The sequence below is a fragment of the Acidobacteriota bacterium genome (assembly GCA_020853395.1).
Lineage (GTDB): Bacteria > Acidobacteriota > Vicinamibacteria > Vicinamibacterales > SCN-69-37 > JADYYY01.
Map to the genome: position 1 here is coordinate 168700 of JADYYY010000007.1, position 15699 is coordinate 184398.

At 69.3% G+C, this 15699-nt stretch carries 16 protein-coding genes; 11 read left to right on the forward strand and 5 right to left on the reverse strand.

Translation table 11 applies throughout. The features are described 5' to 3' along the window. Both IT184_06515 and IT184_06520 read left to right on the forward strand, forming a co-directional pair. A complete protein-coding gene (locus IT184_06515; GenBank protein MCC7008452.1) occupies positions 1 to 1839 on the forward strand; it encodes a PAS domain-containing protein in 1839 nt (612 codons plus the stop codon). An 8-nt stretch (positions 1840 to 1847) separates the two neighbouring features. Continuing rightward, positions 1848 to 2396 (forward strand): hypothetical protein, encoded by a 549-nt coding sequence (locus tag IT184_06520; GenBank protein ID MCC7008453.1) that lies wholly within the window; start codon positions 1848 to 1850, stop codon positions 2394 to 2396. Positions 2397 to 2403: 7 nt separating this feature from the next. On the opposite strand, the gene IT184_06525 is transcribed toward IT184_06520, so the two are convergent. Beyond that, entirely contained in the window at positions 2404 to 3228 is an 825-nt protein-coding gene (locus IT184_06525; GenBank protein ID MCC7008454.1) for a hypothetical protein, read from the reverse strand. 127 nt (positions 3229 to 3355) lie between these two features. Between IT184_06525 and IT184_06530 the strand changes: the two genes are divergently transcribed. From IT184_06530 to IT184_06550, 5 genes are all read left to right on the forward strand, one after another. Continuing rightward, the gene (locus tag IT184_06530; GenBank protein MCC7008455.1) at positions 3356 to 4300 is read left to right on the forward strand and encodes a VWA domain-containing protein; all 945 of its coding nucleotides are present in this window, start codon (positions 3356 to 3358) and stop codon (positions 4298 to 4300) included. Between the two features lie 19 nt (positions 4301 to 4319). Further along, a complete protein-coding gene (locus IT184_06535) occupies positions 4320 to 5018 on the forward strand; it encodes an OmpA family protein (GenBank protein ID MCC7008456.1) in 699 nt (232 codons plus the stop codon). 472 nt (positions 5019 to 5490) lie between these two features. Then, positions 5491 to 6927, forward strand: coding sequence for a nitrite reductase, copper-containing (nirK, locus tag IT184_06540; GenBank protein ID MCC7008457.1), 1437 nt, complete (start codon positions 5491 to 5493; stop codon positions 6925 to 6927). Between the two features lie 34 nt (positions 6928 to 6961). After that, the gene (locus IT184_06545; GenBank protein ID MCC7008458.1) at positions 6962 to 7864 is read left to right on the forward strand and encodes a formylglycine-generating enzyme family protein; all 903 of its coding nucleotides are present in this window, start codon (positions 6962 to 6964) and stop codon (positions 7862 to 7864) included. Continuing rightward, on the forward strand, positions 7861 to 8496 hold the full coding sequence (locus tag IT184_06550; GenBank protein MCC7008459.1) for an SCO family protein: 636 nt from the start codon (positions 7861 to 7863) through the stop codon (positions 8494 to 8496). The genes IT184_06545 and IT184_06550 overlap by 4 nt, the downstream gene beginning before the upstream one ends. A 91-nt stretch (positions 8497 to 8587) precedes the next feature. Here the strand turns inward: IT184_06550 and IT184_06555 are convergent, their stop codons facing one another. Further along, on the reverse strand, positions 8588 to 9166 hold the full coding sequence (locus IT184_06555; GenBank protein ID MCC7008460.1) for a hypothetical protein: 579 nt from the start codon (positions 9164 to 9166) through the stop codon (positions 8588 to 8590). Then, positions 9163 to 10719: a hydrogenase iron-sulfur subunit gene (locus IT184_06560; GenBank protein MCC7008461.1), complete on the reverse strand. Its 1557-nt coding sequence runs from the start codon at positions 10717 to 10719 to the stop codon at positions 9163 to 9165. Before IT184_06560 ends, IT184_06555 begins: the two co-directional genes overlap by 4 nt. A gap of 101 nt (positions 10720 to 10820) precedes the next feature. On the opposite strand from IT184_06560, the gene IT184_06565 reads away from it, so the two are divergent. The 4 genes from IT184_06565 to IT184_06580 are packed head-to-tail and all read left to right on the forward strand — an operon-like array spanning position 10821 to position 14216. Next, on the forward strand, positions 10821 to 10991 hold the full coding sequence (locus IT184_06565) for a hypothetical protein (GenBank protein ID MCC7008462.1): 171 nt from the start codon (positions 10821 to 10823) through the stop codon (positions 10989 to 10991). Between the two features lie 8 nt (positions 10992 to 10999). Then, on the forward strand, positions 11000 to 11578 hold the full coding sequence (locus IT184_06570; protein ID MCC7008463.1) for a cytochrome c oxidase subunit II: 579 nt from the start codon (positions 11000 to 11002) through the stop codon (positions 11576 to 11578). Beyond that, the gene (locus IT184_06575; protein ID MCC7008464.1) at positions 11575 to 13338 is read left to right on the forward strand and encodes a cbb3-type cytochrome c oxidase subunit I; all 1764 of its coding nucleotides are present in this window, start codon (positions 11575 to 11577) and stop codon (positions 13336 to 13338) included. Before IT184_06570 ends, IT184_06575 begins: the two co-directional genes overlap by 4 nt. Beyond that, complete coding sequence (locus tag IT184_06580) at positions 13335 to 14216, forward strand: SCO family protein (GenBank protein ID MCC7008465.1); 882 nt, start codon at positions 13335 to 13337, stop codon at positions 14214 to 14216. Before IT184_06575 ends, IT184_06580 begins: the two co-directional genes overlap by 4 nt. An 84-nt stretch (positions 14217 to 14300) precedes the next feature. Here IT184_06580 and IT184_06585 read toward each other — a convergent pair whose 3' ends face one another. Further along, entirely contained in the window at positions 14301 to 14783 is a 483-nt protein-coding gene (locus IT184_06585; protein MCC7008466.1) for a GNAT family N-acetyltransferase, read from the reverse strand. A 3-nt stretch (positions 14784 to 14786) separates the two neighbouring features. Then, complete coding sequence (locus IT184_06590; GenBank protein MCC7008467.1) at positions 14787 to 15578, reverse strand: 50S ribosomal protein L11 methyltransferase; 792 nt, start codon at positions 15576 to 15578, stop codon at positions 14787 to 14789. Positions 15579 to 15699: the final 121 nt, after the last annotated feature.

A 15699-nucleotide genomic window follows, 5' to 3' on the forward strand; every position in this document is an offset into this window, starting at 1 on the left:
ATGCCGAGCATCAAGACCAAGCAGGTGGCCGGCGTCACGCTCATCGTCGGCCTCGCGGTCGTGCTCCTGAGCGGCTGGTACATCTCGTCGCTGGCGAAGGTTTGGCTCGAGGAGACGCGCGCACGCGCCGAGCTGCTCGCCAACGCCATCACCCATCGCGCCTTCGACGTGCTGCTGACGGGCGGCGGCGATCCGCTCGAGCTGCTCGGGCGCGACGATGGCCTGAAGTCGATCCTGCAGGCGAGCGCGTACTCGGAGAACGTGCTGTATGCCGAGATCGTGGACACGCAGGAGCGCATCGTCGCGCACCCGGATCCGCTGATCATCGGATCGCGCGCGACGCCGGCCGACGACATCTCCGCGCTCCTGAACGAAGGCCCGGCCGCGCAGGCGAGCGCGATCTACGCGGAAGGCGGCCGCTCGTTCGAGTACCGCCGGCCGCTGCTCATCGGCGACACCGAGTTCGGGTCGGTCCGCGTCGGGATCTCCACGCTCCTGCTCCGGCGCGAGCTGAACCAGCAGCTCCGGACGCCGCTCGCCACGGCCGCGCTGGCCATCGTGCTCGCGTCGCTCGTCGCGATGCTGCTCGCCCAGGTCGCGCTCCGGCCCATTCACGTCGTCAGAAGCGGCCTGGCCCGGCTCGGCCGCGGGGAGATCGACGTCAACGTCGACCTGAAGGGCGATGCCGATCTCGCCGAGCTCGGCGACTCGTTCAAGGCGGTGAGCGCGCGGCTCGCGGCCGATCGAACCGAGCTCGCGAGCCAACGGGCCACGCTCGAATCCGTCGTCGAGAACCTGGAAGACGCCGTGGCGCTCTTCGATCAGCAGGGCTGCCTGCTCTTCGCCAATCCCGCGATGCGCACGGTGCTCGGCGACGCGAGCGGGCCGGTGGACCGGTTTCTGCCGCAGGGCCATCCGTTCCGGACGGCGGTGGCGTCGGTGCTCGAGGGCCATCAGTCGCTCGAGTCCACGACCGTCGACGTGCCCGGCGTCGGCAAGCGCCTCGTGCTCGCCCATCTCGTCGAGGACGCCGACGGGCGGGCGCTCGGCGCGATGCTCGTCGCCCGCAATCTCGCCTACCTGAACCAGGTGGAGTCGACGCTCAACTACTCGCGCAAGCTCGCGGCGCTCGGACGACTGTCGGCCGGCATCGCGCACGAGGTCAAGAACCCGCTGAACGCGACGATGATCCACCTCGAGCTGCTGAAGATGCAGGTCGCCGACATGCCGGCGGCGCTCGAGCACGTGACGGTGATCGGCGCGCAGGTGCGGCGGCTCGACGAGGTCGTGCAGGGCTTCCTGCGCTTCACGCGTCCGGAGGAGCTGCAGCTCCAGCCGGTGCAGCTCGCGCCGCTCTTCGATGGCATCATGCCGGTGATCGCCGCCGAGGCGAGCAAGTCGCACGTGGAGGTGCGGCTCGACGTCCCGGCGTCGCTGCCAGCCATCAGCGGTGATTCCGGCCTGCTCCAGCAAGCTTTCCTGAACCTCGCGCTCAACGCCTGTCAAGCCATGCCCACTGGCGGCCGGCTGCGGATCGGCGCGCGGATCGGCGCGCCGCACGACGTGGAGATCGCGTTCGAGGACACGGGCGTCGGCATCGCGCCCGACCATCTGGCGCGCATCTTCGATCTCTACTTCACGACGAAGGAGCACGGCAGCGGCATCGGCCTCTCGCTCGTGTACCGGACCGTACAACTGCACGACGGCCACATCGAGGTGCAGTCGGTGCCGGGTCACGGGACGACGTTCCGCCTGCGCTTCCGCGTGGCGCCGGTCGCCGCACCGCGCGCGCTGCCGCCGACCGGCACGCTCGGCCTGCGCACGGTCGAGTCCGTATAATGAGTGACATGACCATCGCCGCGCGGCTCGTGATGGTGGCGGCCGCGTGTGCAGCGATATCGGCGTGCGCCAAGACGCAGGCACGGACGATGCCGTCGATCGCGCTCATGACGCCGCAGGCGCCGGCGCGGGTCGCCGTGCCGGTGCCGCTCCCCGATCCCGATGTCGCGCCCGAGCCGCCGCCTCCGGCGCCCGAACCGCTCGCGCGCCCACGCGAGTCTCAACCCGCGAGAACGGCCGAGCGTCCGCCCGCATCGACACCTCCGCCTCCGGCCGCAGCGCCCGCCGCCCCCGCCGCCGAAACGCCGACGGTCCTGCAGACCACGATCGACTCGAGCGGCCTCGAACAACGAACGCGCACGCTGCTCGACGAGGCGCAGCGCAACCTCGATCGCGTGAAGTACAAAGAGCTCGCCGCGCCGGCCCGCGCGCAGTACGACAGCGTCGCCAGCTTCATCCGCAGTGCCCGGCAGGCGCTCCAGATTCGCAACTATCTGTACGCCGAATACCTCGCCGCCAAGGCGGCGGCCGTGGCCAGGGAGCTCGTCAAGGGCTAGCGAGCCCTTACTTCCAGCGTTCCTTCACCTGCTGCCATTGCGCCAGGAGCGACGTGAGCGCCTCGCGCGCGTCCGCGCCGGCGGCGAGCTGCATCGCGCGCTCGGGCAGGATCACCTGGGTGACGAGCCGATCCAAATCGTCGCGCAGCGACGCGCCGCGGTCGCCAAACGACGCGGCGCGCGCCCAGGCCGCCACCGCCGCCCCCCACGCGCGCGCGGCGTCGTCGACGCCGGCCGCGCCGGCCGCCAGCCAGTAGCTCGCCGCGAGCGAGGTCGGATGCCGTCCGATCTCCGCTTCCGCGCGCGCGACGATGCGCTCGTAGCCGGCGTGGCGGGTGTGCTCGGGACCGAACTGCGCCTGCCGATCGAGCGACAGCGCCCACCAGTCGAACAGCCGATCGCGGCTGTCCGCATCGAGCAGATCGGCGCGCGCCAGCGCGACCTCGAACTGCTCGGCCGCGGCGCTGTAGCGATCGTCGAACGTGTACTGATCGTCGAGGAACAGCAACTGACCGAGGCCGATCGTGTACTCGACCTGATCGCGCGGGTCGAGGCGCTCCACCGGCACGCGCCGCAGCGCGTCCTGCGCCTGCGTCAAGTCGCGCGGGTCCGACAATGCCCGATACCGTTCGATGCGCGCGCGCGCCATCACGACCAGGCCGGCGGGCGCCAGGTCGGGTACGCGCTGCGCGGCCTCGGCCTGCGCGATGGCCGCGTCGTAGCGCTGCTCGTTGTAGAGCTGGCGCGCCTGGATCAGCGGATCGGGCGCCTTGCCCTGGCCCATCGCGCCCATCAGCGCGACGGCCAGCACAACGACGCGTAGTGCGTTCATCGAGGCCCCCCCCGTAAACGATGGTAAGTTTTACATGCCCGCCGTGCGCCACCGTAGTCCCCTACAGCCTCAGGCCACTTCGACCGACGTTCCGATTGGCAAGGAACTTGAAAATCTGGGGAGCGTCATGCGTCGTCTTGCGAGCGTCCTCGTCGCTGTGATCGGCTGCACCGCCACGTGGGCGAGCGCGTCGCAGCCGCAGGACGCCCCGGTGTTTCGCGCCGGCGTCGACCGCGTGACCGTCGCGGCGACGGTGAAGACGCGGCGCGGCAGGCCGGTGCTGGGCCTGCAGCCCGAGGACTTCCAACTCTTCGACAACGGCGTACGGCGGCCGATCACCGACTTCCGCAGCGACGCGGGCCCGGTGAGCCTCGCGCTGCTCGTGGACTTCAGCGGCAGCATGGGCGTGGCCGCGCGGCGGCAGGCCACCCATGACGCAGCGTATCACCTGATCAGCACGCTCACGCCTGGCGTGGACCAGGCTGGCCTGTACGTGTTCGACTCCCGACTGCGCGAACTGCAATCGCTCGCGCCGGCGCCGGGCGACATCCTCTCGCAGCTCGATGCCGTGTCGCGTCCGTTCGGCGCGACCTCGCTCTTCGACGCCATCGCCGAAACCGGCCGTGTGCTCGCCACGGTGGGCAGCCCACGGCGCGCGGTGGTGGCCATCACCGATGGCGCGGACAACTGGAGCCGGCTGTCCGCGGAACAGGTGTCCGGCATCGCCAGCTCGATCGACGTGCCGGTCTACATCATGGTCGTGGTCTCGCCCTTCGATCGGTTCGGCCGGTCGACCGTGGACGATCCACGTCTGGTCGATGCCGCCATGAGCGGCCCGTTGGCCAATCTCGCTCACTGGACCGGGGGCGAGATTCATGTCGGTGTCGGTCCGCTGCAGACGGGCCAGGCCGCGAAGCAGATCGTCGCCGAGCTGCGCCAGCAGTATCTCATCGCGTTCGAACCAGGCCGCCAGACGGGGTGGCATCCGATCGAGCTGCGCATGCGGGACAAGGATCTCGTCGTGCGGGCACGCAGCGGATACGTCGTCCAGGGGCCGCGGGAAGGTCTGTAAGTCACACAGGGGGTCTCACATGCGGAAGTCATTGATTGTCCTGAGCGTGTTCGCATTCGCCACCGCGGGGTCGGCGGCGTGCGCCACGAAAGGGTTCGTCCGGAACCAGGTCGGCCAGGTGAGCAGCAAGGTCGACTCGCTCGGCCAGGCGCTCGAGCAGACGCAGGAGCGTCAGCGCGAGAGCGAAGCCAAGCTGGGGCAGCAGATCGGCGACGTCGACACGAGGGCCGGCGCGGCCCAGAGCGCGGCGGATCGCGCCGGCACGGCGGCGTCCACCGCCGACACGAAGGCCGTCGCGGCCAACGAGGCGGCGAGCCGCGCGATGACGAAGGTGGAGGAAGTCGACAAGGCCGCCAAGCGCATCGTCTACGAAGTGGTGCTGAGCGAGGACCAGGGCAACTTCAAGTTCGGCGGAGCGGACCTGCCGGACACGGCGAAGGCGAAGATCGACGAGGTGGTCAACCAGCTCATGTCGGATCCGAAGGGCGCCTACTTCGAGATCGAAGGCCACACCGACAACGTCGGCGACAAGGTGTACAACGAGCGGCTCGGCCTCGACCGCGCCGACGCGGTGAAGCGGTACCTCTACGAGCAGCACCACATCCCGCTGCACCGGATGAACGTGATCAGCTACGGCGAAGACAAACCGGCCGGCGACAACAAGACCCGCCAGGGCCGCGCCCAGAACCGCCGCGTCGTCATCCGCGTGCTCGCGTAGCCCCGCGTCGACGCTCACCACAACGCCTGTCCGGTCTCGGACAGGCGTTTTTTTCTTGTCTGGAGCGTCGTCAGGGCAAAGGGCAAAGGGCAGAGGGCAAAGGTAAAGGGGGAAGGGATAAGGGAAGGGCAAAGGGAAAAGGGGCCCCCAAAACTCCGCAGCAGCCCGCGTTTTCCCTCATCCGCCTGTCGCCGCTGGCTCCTCTGGGGCCGGCTGGGCCCTTGGCCCCTGTGACCTTTGCCGTCCTTTTCCCTTGCCCCCTTTGCCCTTCCTTTTCCCTCTTCCCTATACCCTTTACCTTTGCCCTTTGCCCTCTGCCCTTTGCCCTTGTATGACGTTGCTCATACCGCCGCATGGGGTGGAGATCGTATAAGGCTTGTAGCGAAGAGCGATCAGGCATGCGCCCTGCAGGAGGGCGTCGGCGGCAGGAGGAGCAATGACTCGGAATATGGCGGGACGAGGGGCGGGTTGGATGGCGGGGATGGCGACGATCGTCGTGTTGGGCGGGTGCGGGACGCCACCGCGGCAGGACGCCGCCACGCTGGAAGTGCAAGGCCAGGAAGTGGCGGTGATGACCGACGCGCCGAACGTGCCGCCGCCCATCACGCGGCGGACGCCCACGAGGGTCGTCGCGAACCTGGAAGTCACCGAAGTGGTCAAGCGGCTCGCCGACGGCGTGGACTACACGTTCTGGACGTTCGGCGGCGCGGTGCCGGGCAAGTTCATCCGCGTGCTCGAAGGCGACGAAGTCGAGTTCACGCTGAGCAATCACCCCTCGAGCCGCATGCCGCACAACATCGATCTGCACGCCGTCACCGGGCCGGGCGGCGGCGCGGCGGCGTCGATGACCGCGCCCGGGCATTCCTCCAAGTTCTCGTTCAAGGCGATCAATCCTGGGCTCTACGTCTACCACTGCGCCACCGCACCGGTCGGCATGCACGTGGCGAACGGCATGTACGGCCTGATCCTCGTCGAACCACGCGAGGGCCTGCCGAAGGTCGACCGTGAGTACTACGTGATGCAGAGCGAGTTCTACACGCAGGGCCGCTACGGCGCGCCCGGCCTGCAGCCGTTCAGCATGGAGAAGGCGCTCACCGAAACGCCCGACTACGTCGTGTTCAACGGAGCGGTTGGCGCGATCAGCGGCGACCAGGCGCTCAAGGCCAGCGTCGGCGAGCGGATCCGGCTCTTCATGGGCAACGGCGGCCCGAACATCGTCTCGTCGTTCCACGTCATCGGCGAGATCTTCGACAACGTCGTGCACGAAGGCGGGACGATGGTCAACCACAACGTGCAGTCGACGATGATCCCGGCCGGCGGCTCGACCATCGTCGAGTTCAAGGTCGAAGTGCCGGGCACGCTGATCCTCGTGGACCACTCGCTCTTCCGCGCGTTCAACAAGGGCGCGCTCGGGCAGATCAAGGTGGATGGGCCGGACAACGCGCGCGTGTACTCGGGCAAGCAGTCCGACGAGATCTATCAGCCCGAAGGCGGCGCGATTCAGTCCGTGCCGCAGGCGGGCATTCCGCGGCCGCCGGCCACGAACAAGGCGGAGCGGATCACGCGCGGCCAGGCGTCGTATGCCGGCACCTGCGCGGCCTGCCACCAGCCGGCCGGCCAGGGTCTGGCCGCCGCGTTCCCGCCGCTCGCCGCGTCCGACTACCTCAACGCCGACAAACGGCGTGCGATCTCGGCCATCGTCCACGGGTTGAGCGGCGAGGTCACGGTGAAGGGCCAGAAGTTCAACAGCGTGATGCCGGCGCTGACGATGTCGGATGAAGAGATCGCCAACGTGCTGACGTACGTGTACAACAACTGGGGCAACGCCGGGTTCGAGGTGACGCCAGCCGAAGTGGCGGCGGTCCGCGCGGCCGCGCCGGCCAAGGCCGGTGCGCCGGCGGCCGAGTGACGCTCGCGCACGCCATCAGCGACGGAACGTGTTCATGAAGGCACGACGACGGGATGAGACGACACGGGTGGCGGCCAGGGCCGCCATCCTCGTCGTCTGTCTCGCGAGCACCGCCGGCGTCGTGGCGCAGGAGCGCCGCGACGCCGCGGTCTCGAAGCCTCCGGCCGGGATGGTGACCGTGCCGGCCGGCTCGTACGTGCCGCTCTACCGTCCGCCCACGTCGCCGACCGCCGCGGGGCCGGGGCGCGCCGGCGCCGCGACGCCGGCGGTCCCGGTCTCCCGCCGCGTCGAGGCGTTCCAGATGGACGTCTTCCCCGTCACGAACGGCGAGTACTTGGAGTTCGTGCGCCAGCATCCCGAGTGGCGCAAGTGGCGTGTCAAGAAGCTCTTCGCCGAAGAATCGTATCTCTCGCACTGGAAGGACGAGCTCGATCCCGGTCCGCTGGCGCCCGCCGACAGCCCGGTCGTCAACGTGTCGTGGTTCGCCGCGCGCGCGTACTTGAAAGCGCAGGGCAAGGAGCTGCCGACCGTCGATCAGTGGGAGTACGCGGCGGCGGCGAGCGAAACGCGACGCGACGCGTCGCGCGACGCGGCCTTCATCGACCGTCTGCGCGTCTGGTACGGTCAGGCGGTGCCGGATCCGCTGCCATCCGTACGCACCGGCTTCCGGAACGTGTACGGCATCCGCGGCCTGCACGGACTCGTCTGGGAGTGGACGCTCGACTTCAACTCCGCGCTGGTGAGCGGCGAATCACGCGCCGACAGCGCGCTCGAGCGGTCGCTGTACTGCGGCAGCGGCGCGAGCGGCGCCGCCGACTTCGAGAACTATCCGGCATTCATGCGCTACGCGCTGCGGAGCAGCCTGCAGGCGCGGTACGCCGTCGGCAGCCTGGGCTTCCGCGGCGTCCGGAACCTGCCATCCGGAGGAACACGATGACCGCGTCGCCGATCGCACGCACCGCCGGCCTCGTGCTGGCGTTGACCGTCGCCGCCAGCAGCCTCGCCGGGTGCGGCGACCGCCAGCCATCGGCGGCGGCATCCGCGCCGGCCGCCTCCCGCGATCTGCCGCCTGACGGAACGCTCACGGGCGAGTCGATCTTCGATCTCGACCTTCCGCTCGTCGACCACGCGGGCCGCACGCTGAAGCTCGCGGACCTCGGCGGGCACGTGATGGTCGCCGCGATGGTGTACACGTCGTGCACGACCATCTGCATCATGATCACCGAGGAGATGAAGCAGATCGAACGGCAACTGGCCGGCGTCGATCGCGACGTGCGCTACGTGCTGTTCTCGCTCGACCCCGGGCGCGACACGCCGGCCGCGATGCAGCAGTTCGCGAAGGCGCACGAGCTCGACACGAGCCGCTGGACGCTGTACGCGGCATCCGAGGAAGGCGTGCGCGATCTGGCCGCCGTGCTGGGCGTGAAGTACCGCGAGGAGGAGAACGGCGAGATCGCGCACTCGGCGATGATCTTCGTCATCGACGGCCGCGGCGTCGTGCGGCACCGCCAGGTCGGCGTCCGGCAGGATCCGGCGCCGCTCGTCGCCGCCGTCCAGAAAGCCCGCTAGCCTCGCTCGCCCCGACGCGATCGGCTGCGGTCACTCGCCACCCGGCATTCCAATCTCACCACCCACCTTCACCGCTCAACTCGCGCCCTCGTCAGGGTCGAATCTCGAACAGCGCGCGCCGTTCGGGGTCGTAGCTGATGAGCCGTACCTGTCCTGGCGAGAAGTCCAGCCGCGCGTTGTACGTCAGGGCCGCCGGCACCGCCTCGATCAGCTCCTCGTGCCGACGCGACGCGTCGCGCCCGGCGGACGTGGCGTTCGCATCCGGCGCGCCCGCCGTGTCGCCGCCGATGCGCGTGAACCGGACGGTGATGTCGGCCGGACCAGCCGGCACATGAATCTCGTGGAAAACGTAGAGCGGCCGGTCGCGGCGGAGTCCGCCGGGGTGCACGGGCGCCGTGAGCAGCACCGTGGAGTCCCGGAGGACCTCCAACTGGTAGGACGCGTTCGCGCCCTCGCAGATGACCGGCTGCCGCATGTGCGGCGGCAGCGCCTTCAGCGCGTCGGGGCTTTGCTCATGGCACTCCTCGATGCGCTCGGGGCGCGCGCGCCACGTCAGACGCAGCACCGCCTCCTGGCCGCCTGACTGCGGCAGCGGGACCTGCGAGAGCACGGCGATTCCCGCGGCCGCGATCATGCCACCCGCCAACCCGATCACGCGAGCCATCGTCATCTCAGCACTTCCTCGGGGACGGTCTCGCACACGGCGGCGTCGCCGGCGTCGACCGGTTCCGGCGCGGCCGTGCCGAGCGCCGCGATGTCGGCCTTGAACGCGCGCACTGCCGCGAGCGCCAGCGCGGATTCATGGGCGCCAGCGTAGGTGATCCGCACGCGCGCTCTCGGTACTCTGGGCTGCAGCTCGGCCTCGCGCCCCTGGAACATCCGCTCGGCCAGCCACTTCGGCCCTTCGCGATTCCAGCAGTCGCGAGGCGGACACGCGATCACCAGCACGCCGCCGGCGCCGTCGCGAACGAGGCGCTCGATCACGGACGTGTGCAGGTTGCCGGCGCACGAGACCGGCCGGAAGGCGGCGCCAGCGGACTCGATCGCCGGCGCGAATCGCCCGGCGCCGCGCTCGCAGCCGAGAGCGACGACGCTGCCGTGCCGCACGGTGGTCATGACCTCACGGGCCGCCGCGAGCTGGTCCCGCCCCGTGCGGCCCGCCGGTCCGATGCCCATCGGCGCGCAGGACGCCGAGCAGATACCGCAGCTCACGCACAGATCCGGATTCACCTCGGCGACGAGCGTCGGACGCGCGTCCGTCCTCGGCACCATCTCGATGGCGCCGTAGGGACAGTCGGTGGCGCAGTGCGTGCAGCCCGTGCAGACGTCGGGATCGACCGTCGACGCCGGAGGTCTCGCCCCCCGAGGCCGGCGCGTGAACGCGGGCACGACCAACAACGCCGCGGCTGCGCCGGTCAGCAGCGCCAAGAGCGCGCCGCCGCCGATCCTCGAGCTGAGCGGCAGCCAGAACGCGACGAAGACGTCGGCCGGCACCACGGTGGGCAGCGCGAACGGATTGGCTTTCGGCACCATGACCAGGGGCCGCGCGATCGCGACCGCGGCCAGCAGGCCCACCACGGTCCACAGCAGCGGACGCGGCGGCAGCAGCATCGGCCGCTGCAGCCGCTTGACGTGCAGCCAGAACATGACGCCCATGCCGAGCGGCACGCCGATGTGCGCGAAGAGCGTGATGAAGAAGAACACGCTCGGCACCGGGCGCTCGCCCGTGAACGCGCGGCTCACCGGCTCCGACAGGACCGGCAGCCGGTCGGCCATCCGCGCGCCGGCGACCGCGAGCTGCTCGCCGAACGTGTCCCAGACCATCACGTAGCCGGTCCACGCACAGAGGTAGAGCAGCACCACCAGCAGCCCGCCGGTGACCCACGCCATCGTGCGTGCGCCCCAGCTTCGCGCCTGCGCGAACATCCGGACGGCGTGCACGGCGGTCGCGACGATCGCCGCGTCGGTCGCGTACCGATGCAGGCCCCGCACCCAGTTGCCGAGCCAGAGGTCGCCGGTCAGCCGGCTCACCGATTCCCATGGCGCGCCCACGCGATAGAACAGCAGCAGCCAGACCCCGGTGACGAGCAGCACCAGCCACATCGCCACCGCAATCGTGCCGCTCTGGTAGAGGGGATTGAACCGCCAGGTATAGAGCCGGTTCGCGATCGCATCGGCTCTCGTCACGAGCCCGAGCATCGCGCGCTCGATCGTCTTCAGCATCGGGCCCGCGCCTTCACGGTTTCATCGTAGGCGCCGCATCCTGCAAACCGTATGACGAGTGTCATACCCGGCCCTCCGGGTGCGGGGGTACCGTGCATGTCATGCGCACTCCTGCTGAGACTCCTCACTCCGACGACGCCGTGCCGCTCGGCCAGCGCCTCTTCGACAACGTGTTCCTGCTGCTCGGGGCCGGTCTGCTCGTCATGCTGCTCGTCTACACCGGCTGGGGTCTCGTGGAAGTGCTGACGCTTCCGCCCGCCCCGCTTCCCTGAGGTACGTCATGCTGACCGACACGCACACCGGGCTGGACTTCCCCCAGGGCACCTGGTGGAAACCGGCGCACAAATCCGAGAAGGTCTGGGTCGCCATCGCCTTCGTCTGGTGCATGGTGCTCTTCGCCATGATGCCGCTCTGGCACTGGAAAGGCGGCCAGAACCCGTCGGGCATCCGCCGGACGACGACGCCCGCCGACTTCATGGCGCGGGTGACGGAGTTCACGAACCAGTACAAGGTCGGCGAGGATCGCGGGCTGCCGATCGTGGCGCCGCCGCCCGGCGCCGACGTGTACCTCGTCGCCTACTCGTTCCAGTGGTCGCCGATTCTCAAGCTGCAGAAGAACGTCGAGTACACGCTCCATCTCTCGTCGCTCGACGTGAACCACGGCTTCTCGCTCTACCCGATCAACGTCAATTTCCAGGTCGTCCCCGGCTACGACTACGGGCTGCGCGTCACGCCCAACGCGGCGGGCGACTTCCGGATCATCTGCAATGAGTTCTGCGGCATCGGCCACCACATCATGGTCGGCCGCGTGATGGTGGACGACGCGCCGTCCGTGGCGTCCCTGGGAGGTGTGCGATGAGTGCGGCGACGGCTCCGCTCGCGCCGATCGAGACGGCGGTGTTCCGCACCTGTCCGGCGACCGGCCGGCGGATCGATCTCTCGGCCGAGCGGCTGGTCAAGGTCCACGCGGTCTCGTCGGTGGTCTCGCTCCTCGTGGGCGCGGTCGCGGCGGTGCTGCTCGTGCTCACGCGCTGGCAGGCCGTGCACCTGCTGCCGGCCGAGTGGTTCTACCGGATCCTCGGCGTGCACGGCATGAGCATGCTGATCTTCTTCATCATCTTCTTCGAGATGGCCGTGCTGATCTTCGCGAGCACGGCGCTGCTCAACGCGCGTCAGGTCGCGACGAAGACGGCGTGGGCCGCCTTCGCGCTGATGCTCGCCGGCGCGCTCGTCGTCGAGTGGATGATGTGGTCGGGCAACGCCGACGTGCTGTTCACGTCGTACGTGCCGCTGCGCGCCGACCCGAAGTTCTACCTCGGCGTGATCCTCTTCGCCGTCGGCGCGCTCGTCACCGTCGGGCTGTTCTTCGCGAACCTCGTCTACGCGAAGCGGGAGCAGCGGTACCAGGGCTCGCTCCCGCTCGTCGTCTACGGCGCCGTGACGGCGGCGATCATCGCGGTGATCACGCTCGTGCACGGCGCGGCGATCTACATCCCGACGTACCTCTGGTCGCTCGGCCTCATGGAGGTCGATCCGCAGATCTACCGGCTCATCTGGTGGGGGCTCGGACACTCGTCGCAGCAGATCAACGTCGCCGCGATGGTCGCGATCTGGTACATGCTCGGGGCGCTGACGGTCGGCTCCGTCGTGCTCAACGAGAAGATCAGCCGCTCGGCGTTCGTGCTCTACGTGCTGTTCATCTCGATGGCCTCGGCCCATCACCTGCTCGTCGATCCCGGCATGGGCCCGGCGTGGAAGATCGTCAACACCAGCTACTTCATGTACATGGCGGTGCTGGCGTCGATGATCCACGGCTTCACGGTCCCAGCCGGCATGGAGCTGGGCATGCGGCTGCGCGGGTTCACACAGGGTATGTTCGACTGGCTGCGGCGCGCCCCGTGGGGCGACCCGGGCTTCAGCGCGCTGATCTTCTCGGTGGTCGTCTTCGGCTTCGTCGGCGGCATCACCGGCGTGACGATCGGCACCGAGCAGATCAACATCATCGTGCACAACACGCTGCGCGTGCCGGGCCACTTCCACGCCACGGTCGTGAGCGGCACGGCGATGGCGTTCATGGGCGCGACGTACTATCTCATCCCGCTCATCTTCCGGAAGAAGGTCGCGTTCTGGCCGCTCGCGAAGATCCAGCCGTACCTGTTCGCCGGCGGCATGCTGATCTTCACGCTGTCGATGACGTTCGCCGGCAGCTTCGGCGTGCCGCGGCGTCACTGGGACATCAGCTTCAGCGGCGCGCCGTTCGACGTGCAGTTCAACCCGATCGTGGACGTCGTGCTGGCCGTCGTCGCGCTCGGCGGGCTGCTCGCCGCCACCGGCGCCTTCGCCTTCATCGCGATCGCCGTCGCGTCGGTGTTCTTCGGTGAGCCGCTCGGCACGATCCCCAAGGGCGTCGTCGTCGCCGGCATCCCGCAGGGGCTGACGCAGCCGCCCGTCCATGCCGCGGACGTGGACACGAGGAGCCGCGCGCTGCACGACGCCTCGCGCGGCCTCATGGGGCCGACGCCCGGCACGATCGCGCTCGTGTTCGTCTTCCTCGCCGCGTTCGTCCTCTACTTCTTCGTCAACTGGAAGGTGCTGTCCTTCCTCTGGAGGATCGGATGACCTCCGCGACTCGCGCCTCGTCGGCCCTGGCGGCTCTCCTCGCCATCCTCGGCATCACGGCGGCCTGGTGGGCGCTGGCGCTGTGGCCCGTCGACGCGTCGGCGCCCGAGTGGTTCCTGCGCACGCGCGAGGTCTGTTTCGGATCGGTCCGCAACGGCCTGCCGAACGCTGGCGGGTGGATCCTGCTCATCGGGCAGCCGCTCGGCATGCTGCTCGTGCTCGCCGTGGTGTGGACAGCGGACCTCCGCGCCGGGCTCGCACGACTGACCAGCCGGCTGCCCGGCCAGCTCGCCGCCGGCGCCCTTGCGGCCGCGATCGTCGCCGGCCTGGGGGGCGTGGTCGTTCGCGTCTCCGGCGCGACGGCCGACACGTTCTCCGCCGGGAGCGTCCGCGACAACGCCGCCGCCCTCACGCGGATCGACGATGCGCCGCCGGAGATGACGCTCGTCGATCAGCACGGCACTACGGTGACGCTTGACCAGTTCCGCGGCCGTCCCGTCCTCGTCACGTTCGCCTACGCGCACTGCGAGACGGTCTGTCCCGTCATCGTCGCCGACGTGACGACGGCGGCCGCGCGGCTCGTCGAAGAACGGCCGGCGGTGCTCGTCATCACGCTCGATCCGTGGCGCGACACGCCCGGCCGGCTTCCGGCGATGGCTGCCGCCTGGCACCTCGCCGGCGACGCACGCGTGCTGTCGGGCGAACCCACCGCGGTGGATCGGGTGCTCAACGCCTGGCGCATCCCGCGCGTGCGCAACGAGCGCACGGGCGATCTGTCACACCCGTCGCTCGTCTACGTGATCAACTCGAACGGACGCATCAACTACGTGCTCACGGGCGGCGCAGACCACATCGTTGCGGCGGTCAAACATCTGTAAGGGCAAAGGGCAAAGGGCAGAGGGCAAAGGGCAAAGGGAAAGGGAAAAAGAGGGGAAAGGGAGAAGGGTAAAGGGGGCGGAGAGTCAGCGTCTGTGCAGATCGAGTTCCAGGAAGACCGCGCCTTCGATGGGGTTGTAGCGATACGGCGGAATGTCGCGGAACCCGAGCCCGCGGTAGAGCGTCAGTGCCGCGTTCATGGTGGACAACGTGTCCAGCCTCATCGAGGCGTAGCCAGCGGCGCGGGCGAAGGCGATGGCGCGAACGGCCAGCAGCCTGCCGAGTTGCTGGCCGCGCGCGGCCGGCCGAACGTAGAGCCGTTTCATCTCGGCGATCTCGCGGCACAACGGTCGAACCGCGACGCAACCCACCGGGATACCGTGCCGGTTCGCCAGGATCAACGAACCGCCTGGTGGCGCATACGCCCCTGGCAGCGATGCAAGCTCGGTATCGAAGTCCTGGAAGCCGAGATCGATGCCCAGCGACGCCGCGTATTCGCCGAACAGCCGCCTGATCTGATCGAGCTCCGTCACCTCGCTCGCCTCTCGCAGATCGAACGTCGTCGTCATCTCCTACCATCCCGCCTGCAGCACGAGCGCCGCCCACCCGTGGCGATCCTCGCGCCGCACGGGCCGCATCCCAGCTCGACGGTACACCTGCTCGACCTCGCCGGCGACCGAACTCGCGATTCCGGACAACACGAGCGTGCCGTAATGCGCGAGCCGGCGGATCAGTGCCGGTGCCATGTCCATCAGCGGAGCGGCGAGGATGTTCGCGAACGCGAGCGGCCACGCGCCGGTCAGGCTCTCCGGTCCTCCCTCGACGAGCTGCAGGTGCGCCGCCAGGCCATTCAGCCGCGCGTTGACCGCCGCGGCGCGGATCGCGGTGTGGTCCACGTCGATCGCGGTGGCGCACAGCACGCCCAGGCGCAGCGCCGCAAGCGCGAGCACGCCCGATCCGGTGCCGACGTCGAGCACACACGCGGGCGGCGCATCGCCGACTTCGTCGTCGAGGATCTCGAGACAAAGAGCGGTCGTCGGATGAAGCCCTGTCCCGAACGCCTCGCCGTCGATCATTCGCAGGCCGTCCACGGGCCGCGGCCAGCCGGCCGGCACAATGACGGTGCGGCCGACCTGCACCGGTCGGGGGACGAGAATCCAGACCGACCCGGCATCGCGTCCACGCACGGCCGACACCCGCACGCCGGTCGCGCCGATCGCGTCGACGACGGTCTGAACACTCACCTCGTCCGGCAGGATCGCCGCGACGTGCCCGCGGACGAGGTCCACGTCGAGCGCCCCCAGATCCACGAGCCGATCGAGTGCGTCGGACGCCGGCGTTTCCAGATCGAGACGGTAGGGCATGGTCTTCTCTCTTCTTCCCTTTTCCCTTTCCCCTTCGCCCCTTCCTTTTCCCTTCGTCCCTTCACCTTTGCCCTCTGCCCTTTGCCCTTTGCCCTGTATGATTTCTCAACTCAAGGAGCTT

Bases quoted from the DNA above. Each gene is read 5' to 3' on its own strand.
- IT184_06515 (MCC7008452.1), top strand. From the start codon at position 1: ATGCCGAGCATCAAGACCAAGCAGGTGGCCGGCGTCACGCTCATCGTC.
- IT184_06520 (MCC7008453.1), top strand. From the start codon at position 1,848: ATGACCATCGCCGCGCGGCTCGTGATGGTGGCGGCCGCGTGTGCAGCG.
- IT184_06525 (MCC7008454.1), bottom strand. From the start codon at position 3,228: ATGAACGCACTACGCGTCGTTGTGCTGGCCGTCGCGCTGATGGGCGCG.
- IT184_06530 (MCC7008455.1), top strand. From the start codon at position 3,356: ATGCGTCGTCTTGCGAGCGTCCTCGTCGCTGTGATCGGCTGCACCGCC.
- IT184_06535 (MCC7008456.1), top strand. From the start codon at position 4,320: ATGCGGAAGTCATTGATTGTCCTGAGCGTGTTCGCATTCGCCACCGCG.
- nirK (MCC7008457.1), top strand. From the start codon at position 5,491: ATGGCGGGGATGGCGACGATCGTCGTGTTGGGCGGGTGCGGGACGCCA.
- IT184_06545 (MCC7008458.1), top strand. From the start codon at position 6,962: ATGAAGGCACGACGACGGGATGAGACGACACGGGTGGCGGCCAGGGCC.
- IT184_06550 (MCC7008459.1), top strand. From the start codon at position 7,861: ATGACCGCGTCGCCGATCGCACGCACCGCCGGCCTCGTGCTGGCGTTG.
- IT184_06555 (MCC7008460.1), bottom strand. From the start codon at position 9,166: ATGACGATGGCTCGCGTGATCGGGTTGGCGGGTGGCATGATCGCGGCC.
- IT184_06560 (MCC7008461.1), bottom strand. From the start codon at position 10,719: ATGCTGAAGACGATCGAGCGCGCGATGCTCGGGCTCGTGACGAGAGCC.
- IT184_06565 (MCC7008462.1), top strand. From the start codon at position 10,821: ATGCGCACTCCTGCTGAGACTCCTCACTCCGACGACGCCGTGCCGCTC.
- IT184_06570 (MCC7008463.1), top strand. From the start codon at position 11,000: ATGCTGACCGACACGCACACCGGGCTGGACTTCCCCCAGGGCACCTGG.
- IT184_06575 (MCC7008464.1), top strand. From the start codon at position 11,575: ATGAGTGCGGCGACGGCTCCGCTCGCGCCGATCGAGACGGCGGTGTTC.
- IT184_06580 (MCC7008465.1), top strand. From the start codon at position 13,335: ATGACCTCCGCGACTCGCGCCTCGTCGGCCCTGGCGGCTCTCCTCGCC.
- IT184_06585 (MCC7008466.1), bottom strand. From the start codon at position 14,783: ATGACGACGACGTTCGATCTGCGAGAGGCGAGCGAGGTGACGGAGCTC.
- IT184_06590 (MCC7008467.1), bottom strand. From the start codon at position 15,578: ATGCCCTACCGTCTCGATCTGGAAACGCCGGCGTCCGACGCACTCGAT.